This is a genomic window from Pseudomonas sp. Mb7, from assembly GCF_054790525.1.
Genome location: NZ_CP186501.1, coordinates 3,613,822 through 3,622,500 on the forward strand (window position 1 = coordinate 3,613,822; position 8,679 = coordinate 3,622,500).

Below are 8,679 nucleotides of genomic sequence, written 5' to 3' on the forward strand. Positions count from 1 at the left end.
CGGCAGCGATCCTTGCAAATGGTCGATCATCCTTGATCCTGAAACACTCCCTGTGTCTCAGTTGATGTGTGTAGATTACGCGGTGGATCCAATCGCCAATAGTCGTAAAAGCTACCAGCGCGTGTAGGACATTCGCCATAGCAACCCTTCCGAAAACCCTTAGCCGTGTCGTGCAGAAAGCATGGAAGCCACGATCTAAGCGACTTTCAGCTGCCCTGAGGCCTGTTTCCAGCACCACCGTGCACATGGCCGACTGTCGCTGTAGTTCAGGCAAGACTCGAAGGTCTCAGCCACCGTCACGCTCGCGGGCCTTGGCGCTCTCGGCAAGAAACTGTTCGAGCCGGCTCAACTGCTCCTCCCAGCCACGGCTGTCCATGTAATACGCCTCTTTCTGGCGAATGTCAGGAATGTGCGCGAAGCCGGATTCGGACACTTTCAGCAACGTACCGCTCTCGAAGTCTTCCAGCTCGAACCTGACCAGCGTAGTCGGCTCCTGTGAATAGTCGATCTTCGGATTGACCGCATACGGATGCCAGCGAAACGAAAACAACTGCTGCGGCTCGACCCGCTCGATCAGCACGTTCCACAACACGTGTTCATAACCCGGATACGTGACCTGCCCTTGCGTCCATTCACCGGCAATAAAACGCCTGCCCTCCAGCGCCACCCCAAACCACTGGCCAAACGCCTCGGCATCGACCAATGCACGCCAGACATGCGAACGCGGCGCCTTGAGCGTGATTTTGCGTTCGAAACTATTGGGTACTGGTTTCATACGTCACCTCCTGTTTTGAACACTAGGCCTGTATGACCACATGTCCAATGTGAAGTTGTATCAAGGCGGTGCAGTCATTCATCAGCAAAGACACATCAAGCTGCACTTTTTGACCGTTGCTGTGATGGATCCAGGCACCCTCCGCCCAACGAAACTGTTACCTTCTCCAGCGAATTTGAATCTACAAGGACGAATCATGCCGCCATCCCTCGCTGAACGTTACCGCGGAGCCCTGCTCGGTCTTGCGTGCGGCGACGCTGTCGGTACTACGGTTGAGTTCAAACCACGGGGATCATTCCCACCATTGACCGATATGGTCGGCGGTGGCCCGTTCCACCTCAAGCCAGGGCAGTGGACCGATGACACTTCCATGGCCCTCTGTCTGGCAGAAAGCCTGCTGAACAAGAATGGATTCAACGCTGCCGATCAGATGGGGCGCTACCTCAACTGGTGGCAATGGGGTTACCTCAGTTCGACCGGTGAATGTTTCGATGTCGGCATGACCGTCAGCCAGGCGCTCGCGCAGTATCAACAAACCGCTGATCCCTTCGCCGGCTCGACCGACCCGTACAGCGCCGGCAACGGTTCGCTGATGCGTCTGGTGCCGGTGGTGCTGTTCTACTTTCCCGATGCCCGGAAAATCCAGAGCTTTGCCGCCGACAGTTCGCGAACCACCCACGCAGCACCTGAAGCCATCGAATGCTGCCAATTGTTGGCCGGGTTGATTGCCAGAGCGCTTGAAGGCGCAAGCAAAGCAGAACTGCGTCAGTTGCCTTTCGCCAGCTTCTCGCAATCCAAGGTCGCCGCCATTGCGCATGGCGAATACCTCGTTCTGTCCGAGACGGACATCAGAGGCAATGGCTACAGCGTGCAGTCCCTGGAAGCGGCGCTGTGGTGCTTTCACCAGACGGACAGCTTCGAAGCGGCCATTTTGCGAGCGGCCAACCTGGGGGATGACGCCGATACCACCGCTGCGATCACCGGTCAGTTGGCCGGCGCCTATTACGGCGTGCGGGGCATTCCTGCACATTGGCTGGAAAGGCTGCACGATGGTGAAGAGATTGCGGCCATCGCCGACCGTTTGCTCGACGCCTCCCGAATGCGCCTGCCTGAATAAGTGCGAAGCAGCCGCTACACTGCTCGGCACTTATCTTCGATACAGCGAGACTTGACCATGTCCCCACGCCTGCTTCTGGCTCTCACGCCCTTTCTGTTCACTCCCCTCGCCCACGCCGCCGTGGACTGTGCAAATGCCAGCGATCAAGCGACGATGAATCAGTGCGCCGGGCAAGACTTCAAAGCGGCGGACAAAGAGTTGAACACCGTGTATCAACAGATCATCGGGCGCTTGAAGGACAACCCGGATGGCAAGAAGCTGTTGGTCAGCGCGCAGCGGGCGTGGCTCGGGTTTCGGGATGCCGAGTGCAAGTTTTCATCGTCGGGAGTTACTGGCGGGAGCGTTTATCCATGGGTTTACAGCAGTTGTCTGACAGGGGTGACCAAGCTGCGGGTTGAGTCGCTGAAACAGTATTTGAAGTGTGAAGAAGGTGACATGAGCTGCCCGGTGCCTGGGGCCTGATTTTTTGCGGCGGCTTTGAGGATCCTTCGCGAGCAGGCTCGCTCCCACATTGGAACGCATTTCAAATGTGGGGGGCGGAGAACATCTTTCACCTTTACGGAATTTGATGACGAGCACACTGACAGACCTGCTGAAATGGCGCTATGCAACGAAAAAGTACGCCCCTTCCCGGACGGTGTTCGATGAAAAAATCGAGCGCATTCTGGAGGTGGTACGGCTAACGCCGACATCAAGTGGACTGCGGCCCTTTGAATTGCTCGTAGTGACCAATGCAGAGTCTTGGCTCGGCTCTGATCGCTGCGGCATTTGAAGAAGTCGACGCGACACCGATGGAAGGTTTCGACCCGGCAGCCATCGATGAAATCCTCGGACTCACGGCCCGCAACTTGCGCGGTGTAGTGATTCTGCCGCTAGGGCATAGAGCCACTGAGGGAGACTGGTTGGTCAACTTGAAAAAGGTTCGCCGCTCGCGGGAAAACTTCATTACCGAGATCAAGTAAGACCGGTTAGAGCGGGGACTGAAGCATGCTTGTGGCGCATGCCCCCCGCTCCAATCATTCGCTGAACCCGTCATCGATATCAGCGTTCACCGCGTGGGTCGCGCCTCTCCCTGCTCTCGACTTGCTTCGAACTCGAGAGTCTATCGACATTGAAATCCCCGCAAATCGATTGAACTGAGGTTCATTCTATGGCCTCTGCGTCCGATGCTAACAACGTCCTTCACAAAACAAGAACAATTTATTATTGCCATTCGATAATTTTACATCGAGAATTAGTCATTCCCAATGACACCGCAAGGATTTTTCATGAGTACTCGTAACAACGGATTGGCACTGCAGCGCATGCATTGGGTCGGATTACTGGCTGCGATTCTTGTCTGGGTCTTAGGGGTGACCGAGGTCGGTGGCAACGCGTCGATCTGGTTCTTCCAAACGGATGAAATGCTCGCAGCTCTGCTCTACGCCTTCGCCGAAAACTCGCCGCAATTACTTGACCCGTTTGTCGAAGGCGCCCTGCTTGCCCCCGATACATGGCTCTCGCCACTGGTCACTGCGCTGCTTGTCGTTTTGGATTTCCTGCCCGTCCTGCTTTCGACCTACGTGCTCTGGCTGACAGGGTTGTTTTTCCTGCGCTTGTCCCGCGGCGAAACCTGGACCGAGCGCAACATCAAGGTGCTATGGCGAGTGGGGATTCTTTGCATCATTTCTCCGGCCGCCTACCCACTGGTAGAGACTTTGCAAGGTTTGGCCCTGTCTATTGATCTACCGCCAGGGGATCGTATTTTTCAGTTCTCGATCGGCCTGTCTTCCACTTCTGCCTACGAGATTGTCAAAGGCGTATTGCTCTGTTTGTTTTCAATTATCATGCGCGATGCAAAAGTACTCAGCGATGAGCAAAGCCAATACATATAGAACAATACAATGACCATTATCGTCCGCCTTGACGTTGTCATGGCCACGCAAAAAATTCGCTCGAAAGAGTTGGCCAGCCTGCTGGGCATCACCGAGGCCAATCTGTCATTACTGAAGAATGGCAAGGTCAAGGGCGTGAAGATGGCCACCCTGGACAAGCTCTGCGCAGCACTGGATTGCCAGCCAGGCGATTTGCTGGAATACCAGAAAGACTGAGCCTTGCGCAGACGTGCAAGTTAATTGTCGCCAGTCCACACCGTTTAACTCTTATTCAATCCTTAGTTTGTAAGGCGGCTTTGTCATGACCCGGTTTTTACTTTGCGCGCTGTTTTTACTGACAGCGTTGATCAGCGGCTGCGCCACGCAAATGGACGTAGCGCTAAATGCGACACCCGATCCGGACTATCATTTTGACCGAAAGGCGACTGTGCTGGTGACGTCTGCGAGTGGCAGCGACGAAAACGCTCTTAATGCCCGCTACTATCTTCGCGACATGGTTAACGCGCTGAAAGACAGGGGTTTCCAGGAGGTCTATACCGACGCCAGTCTGCCGAAAAACCACGCGCCGATAAAAATGACTGTCAGTCTCGATATTGGCAGTCGACAGGTGACTTACCGCTATACCGCCACCGACTATGGGCAAGTGCCGACCAGCACCTCTACGGTGTGTAAGACCAGAAAGAAAAAAGACGACCGACTGACCTGTACGAGTAAACCGAACACCACCTATGGACCGGTAGGGACCTCGGAGCGCACCGGTTACACCACGCTCAGCACCTTCGTTGCCACTGCCCGCGACGAAGTCAGTAAGCGCCCGGTCTACCTGCTTCGCGCGTCGTCCTATAACGAAGACTGCCAATCCACCAAGGTTGAAGCCTTTCTGGTGGAACAAGGCTTGCAGAACCTGAACTTCGAGGATCGCGTGCAGCGCAACTACACCGTCACGATGCCCGAGGGTTACCGCTGCAAATAGTCTTTGCAAGACAGTTCACAGTAGCGGCTCAGCTTGCATGAGCCGCTACTGTGAACTGTTGAAGGTTAAACGTGCGGGTCACCCGGCGCTTTCGTCGGCGCGGCGTATTGCGGCTTGAGATGGCCGTCCTGATCAAGCAGCCAGGCGTCCATGATCTGCCGCACCACAGGGCCGGCAACACGACCACCGGCCTCGCCGTTCTCAATCATCACCGAAATCGCAATCTTCGGATGCTCGGCCGGCGCGAAGCCAACGAACAAGGCGTTATCACGATGGCGCTCCAGGGTTTTCTCGCGGTTGTAGCGCTCGCCCTGCTTGATCGCCACCACTTGCGCGGTACCACTCTTGCCAGCGATGCGATATTGCGCACCGGCCGCGGCCGCACGCGCGATACCTCGCGCATCGTGCATTACCATCTGCATACCGTGATTGACCTGCTCCCAGTCTCGCGGATCCTTGAGCAGGATGTTCGGCATCGGATGTTCGTCGACAGGAGCGACACCGTCGACGGTCTTGGCCAGGTGCGGCCGGTTCCATACACCTTTGTTGGCGATCAATGCCGTGGCCTGAGCCAGTTGCAGCGGCGTGACCTGCATGTAGCCCTGGCCGATGCCAAGGATAACCGTTTCGCCCGGGAACCAGGCCTGACGGCGGGTCGCGCGCTTCCACGCTTGCGATGGCATCAGGCCGGGCGACTCTTCAAACATGTCCAGCGAGACCTTCTCACCCAAGCCGAACATTGCCATGTAATCGTGCAGGCGATCGATGCCGAGCTTGTGCGCAAGATCGTAGAAATAGGTGTCATTGGAACGCATGATCGCCGCGTCCATGTCCACCCAGCCGTCGCCACTGTGGTTCCAGTTGCGGTACTTGTGATCGAAGTCCGGGAGTTGGTAATAACCGGGGTCAAAGACGCGCGTCTGCGGTGTTACGACCCCGGCGTCGAGGCCGGCGATTGCCACTTCTGGCTTGATCGTCGAACCCGGTGCGTAGAGCCCGCGCAGCACACGGTTGAACAGCGGCCTGTCGATCGAATCTCGCAGTGCCGAGTACTCCTTGGAGCTGATACCGGTGACGAATAAATTCGGATCGAAGCTCGGATTGCTAACCATGGCCAACACCTCGCCCGTCGACGGATCGAGCGCTACCACTGAACCACGACGATCACCCAGAGCGGCTTCGGCGGCTTCCTGCAGTTTGATATCGAGGCTCAGGACGATGTTCTGGCCCGGGACCGGGTCGGTATGTTTGAGCACACGGAGTACGCGACCTTGAGCGTTGGTCTCCACTTCTTCGTAACCGACGTGGCCGTGTAATTGCGCCTCGTAGAAGCGTTCGATGCCGGTTTTGCCGATGGATTGCGTACCGCGATATTCGACCGAGTCGAGGCTCTTCGACTCTTTTTCATTGATCCGCCCGACGTAGCCGATCGAGTGGGCGAAATGCGCGCCGAGCGGGTAATGCCGGACGAACTGGGGTTCGACATCGAGGCCCGGGAGGCGGAACTCATTGACGGCCAATACAGCGATTTGCTCTTCCGTCAGCTCATAGAACAGCGTCACCGGCGTAAACGGGTGACGAGACTGCTTCATGGCTTTATCGAAGACTGTACGATCTTCTGCAGGCAAGTGCAGGAGGTTGATGACCTCGTCCAGTTCTTGATTGACGTCGGTGGCGCGCTCGCGGGTGATGGTCAGGTTGAAACTGGGGCGGTTATCGGCGAGCAAGACGCCGTTGCGGTCGTAGATCAAGCCGCGTGTCGGCGGGATTGGCAATACGTGGACGCGGTTGTTTTCGGAGATCGTGGAATGGTAATCGAACTCCACCACCTGGAGGATGTACAGGCGCACGACAAGGGCGCAGCTGATGGCGAAAACGAACAAGGCGCAGGCGATCAACCGTTTGTTGACCAGGCGCGTCTCTTTTTCGTGGTCTTTGATCGGGATGGGTTCAGGCATTTCTACAGCAACTCTTTGACATAAATGAGTGCCGATCCGTGGGCATGACATCAGTCCGTTAAAAAAAACGAGCTGCACCATACCAAAAACTGCCCGGTCATTTCAGAAGGAATTTCCCCAATGGCCATTTCTTGCGACAGCTGGGACAGCGTTGTCCTGTGAAAACTTTCCCGCGGGCAAAACAAAACCCCAACTGCTTTCGCAATTGGGGTTTCGGAATTTAATCTTGACGATGACCTACTCTCACATGGGGAAACCCCACACTACCATCGGCGATGCATCGTTTCACTGCTGAGTTCGGGATGGGATCAGGTGGTTCCAACGCTCTATGGTCGTCAAGAAATTCGGGTACTGAGTCGTGGCCTTGTGGCCTCGCTTCAGCAAATTGGGTATGTGATAGCTTTCGGTGTTTGTGAACATCGAACTTTCGGTTCGTTTCGTCTTCACACACCGCAATCTGGTCTTTCGACGCAAATTGCTTGGGTGTTATATGGTCAAGCCTCACGGGCAATTAGTATTGGTTAGCTCAACGCCTCACAGCGCTTACACACCCAACCTATCAACGTCGTAGTCTTCGACGGCCCTTCAGGGAACTCAAGGTTCCAGTGAGATCTCATCTTGAGGCAAGTTTCCCGCTTAGATGCTTTCAGCGGTTATCTTTCCCGAACATAGCTACCCGGCAATGCCACTGGCGTGACAACCGGAACACCAGAGGTTCGTCCACTCCGGTCCTCTCGTACTAGGAGCAGCCCCTCTCAAATCTCAAACGTCCACGGCAGATAGGGACCGAACTGTCTCACGACGTTCTAAACCCAGCTCGCGTACCACTTTAAATGGCGAACAGCCATACCCTTGGGACCGGCTTCAGCCCCAGGATGTGATGAGCCGACATCGAGGTGCCAAACACCGCCGTCGATATGAACTCTTGGGCGGTATCAGCCTGTTATCCCCGGAGTACCTTTTATCCGTTGAGCGATGGCCCTTCCATACAGAACCACCGGATCACTAAGACCTACTTTCGTACCTGCTCGACGTGTCTGTCTCGCAGTCAAGCGCGCTTTTGCCTTTATACTCTACGACCGATTTCCGACCGGTCTGAGCGCACCTTCGTACTCCTCCGTTACTCTTTAGGAGGAGACCGCCCCAGTCAAACTACCCACCATACACTGTCCTCGATCCGGATAACGGACCTGAGTTAGAACCTCAAAGTTGCCAGGGTGGTATTTCAAGGATGGCTCCACGCGAACTGGCGTCCACGCTTCAAAGCCTCCCACCTATCCTACACAAGCAAATTCAAAGTCCAGTGCAAAGCTATAGTAAAGGTTCACGGGGTCTTTCCGTCTAGCCGCGGATACACTGCATCTTCACAGCGATTTCAATTTCACTGAGTCTCGGGTGGAGACAGCGCCGCCATCGTTACGCCATTCGTGCAGGTCGGAACTTACCCGACAAGGAATTTCGCTACCTTAGGACCGTTATAGTTACGGCCGCCGTTTACCGGGGCTTCGATCAAGAGCTTCGCGTTAGCTAACCCCATCAATTAACCTTCCGGCACCGGGCAGGCGTCACACCCTATACGTCCACTTTCGTGTTTGCAGAGTGCTGTGTTTTTAATAAACAGTCGCAGCGGCCTGGTATCTTCGACCGGCATGAGCTTACGGAGCAAGTCCTTCACCCTCACCGGCGCACCTTCTCCCGAAGTTACGGTGCCATTTTGCCTAGTTCCTTCACCCGAGTTCTCTCAAGCGCCTTGGTATTCTCTACCCAACCACCTGTGTCGGTTTGGGGTACGGTTCCTGGTTACCTGAAGCTTAGAAGCTTTTCTTGGAAGCATGGCATCAACCACTTCGTGTTCTAAAAGAACACTCGTCATCAGCTCTCGGCCTTAAGATCCCGGATTTACCTAAGATCTCAGCCTACCACCTTAAACTTGGACAACCAACGCCAAGCTGGCCTAGCCTTCTCCGTCCCTCCATCGCAAT

At 55.4% G+C, this 8,679-nt stretch carries 9 protein-coding genes and 2 rRNA genes (1 of these 11 only partly in view); 7 read left to right on the plus strand and 4 right to left on the minus strand.

The features are described from left to right. Positions 1–286: 286 nt before the first annotated feature. Positions 287–775 (minus strand): SRPBCC family protein, encoded by a 489-nt coding sequence (locus tag ACOYXH_RS16180; RefSeq protein WP_093433632.1) that lies wholly within the window; start codon positions 773–775, stop codon positions 287–289. Positions 776–971: 196 nt separating this feature from the next. On the opposite strand from ACOYXH_RS16180, the gene ACOYXH_RS16185 reads away from it, so the two are divergent. The 7 genes from ACOYXH_RS16185 (at position 972) to ACOYXH_RS16215 (ending at position 4,739) form a co-directional block, all read left to right on the plus strand. Continuing rightward, entirely contained in the window at positions 972–1,892 is a 921-nt protein-coding gene (locus tag ACOYXH_RS16185; protein ID WP_220556621.1) for an ADP-ribosylglycohydrolase family protein, read from the plus strand. 57 nt (positions 1,893–1,949) lie between these two features. Further along, positions 1,950–2,354, plus strand: coding sequence for a lysozyme inhibitor LprI family protein (locus ACOYXH_RS16190; protein ID WP_093433626.1), 405 nt, complete (start codon positions 1,950–1,952; stop codon positions 2,352–2,354). A gap of 106 nt (positions 2,355–2,460) precedes the next feature. Beyond that, the gene (locus ACOYXH_RS16195) at positions 2,461–2,664 is read left to right on the plus strand and encodes a nitroreductase family protein (protein ID WP_460409802.1); all 204 of its coding nucleotides are present in this window, start codon (positions 2,461–2,463) and stop codon (positions 2,662–2,664) included. Next, a complete protein-coding gene (locus tag ACOYXH_RS16200) occupies positions 2,624–2,854 on the plus strand; it encodes a nitroreductase family protein (protein WP_256579960.1) in 231 nt (76 codons plus the stop codon). The genes ACOYXH_RS16195 and ACOYXH_RS16200 overlap by 41 nt, the downstream gene beginning before the upstream one ends. Before the next feature lie 306 nt (positions 2,855–3,160). Then, on the plus strand, positions 3,161–3,766 hold the full coding sequence (locus ACOYXH_RS16205) for a hypothetical protein (protein ID WP_095050453.1): 606 nt from the start codon (positions 3,161–3,163) through the stop codon (positions 3,764–3,766). Between the two features lie 9 nt (positions 3,767–3,775). Then, positions 3,776–3,982: a helix-turn-helix domain-containing protein gene (locus tag ACOYXH_RS16210; protein ID WP_007910409.1), complete on the plus strand. Its 207-nt coding sequence runs from the start codon at positions 3,776–3,778 to the stop codon at positions 3,980–3,982. A gap of 85 nt (positions 3,983–4,067) precedes the next feature. Continuing rightward, a complete protein-coding gene (locus ACOYXH_RS16215) occupies positions 4,068–4,739 on the plus strand; it encodes a hypothetical protein (RefSeq protein ID WP_220556622.1) in 672 nt (223 codons plus the stop codon). 65 nt (positions 4,740–4,804) lie between these two features. On the opposite strand, the gene mrdA is transcribed toward ACOYXH_RS16215, so the two are convergent. From mrdA to ACOYXH_RS16230, 3 genes are all read right to left on the minus strand, one after another. Further along, complete coding sequence (mrdA, locus tag ACOYXH_RS16220) at positions 4,805–6,697, minus strand: penicillin-binding protein 2 (protein WP_034156458.1); 1,893 nt, start codon at positions 6,695–6,697, stop codon at positions 4,805–4,807. Positions 6,698–6,921: 224 nt separating this feature from the next. Beyond that, positions 6,922–7,037, minus strand: a 5S ribosomal RNA gene (gene rrf, locus ACOYXH_RS16225). Positions 7,038–7,187: 150 nt separating this feature from the next. Beyond that, positions 7,188–8,679 (minus strand): 23S ribosomal RNA (locus ACOYXH_RS16230) (it continues 1,402 nt past the right edge of the window).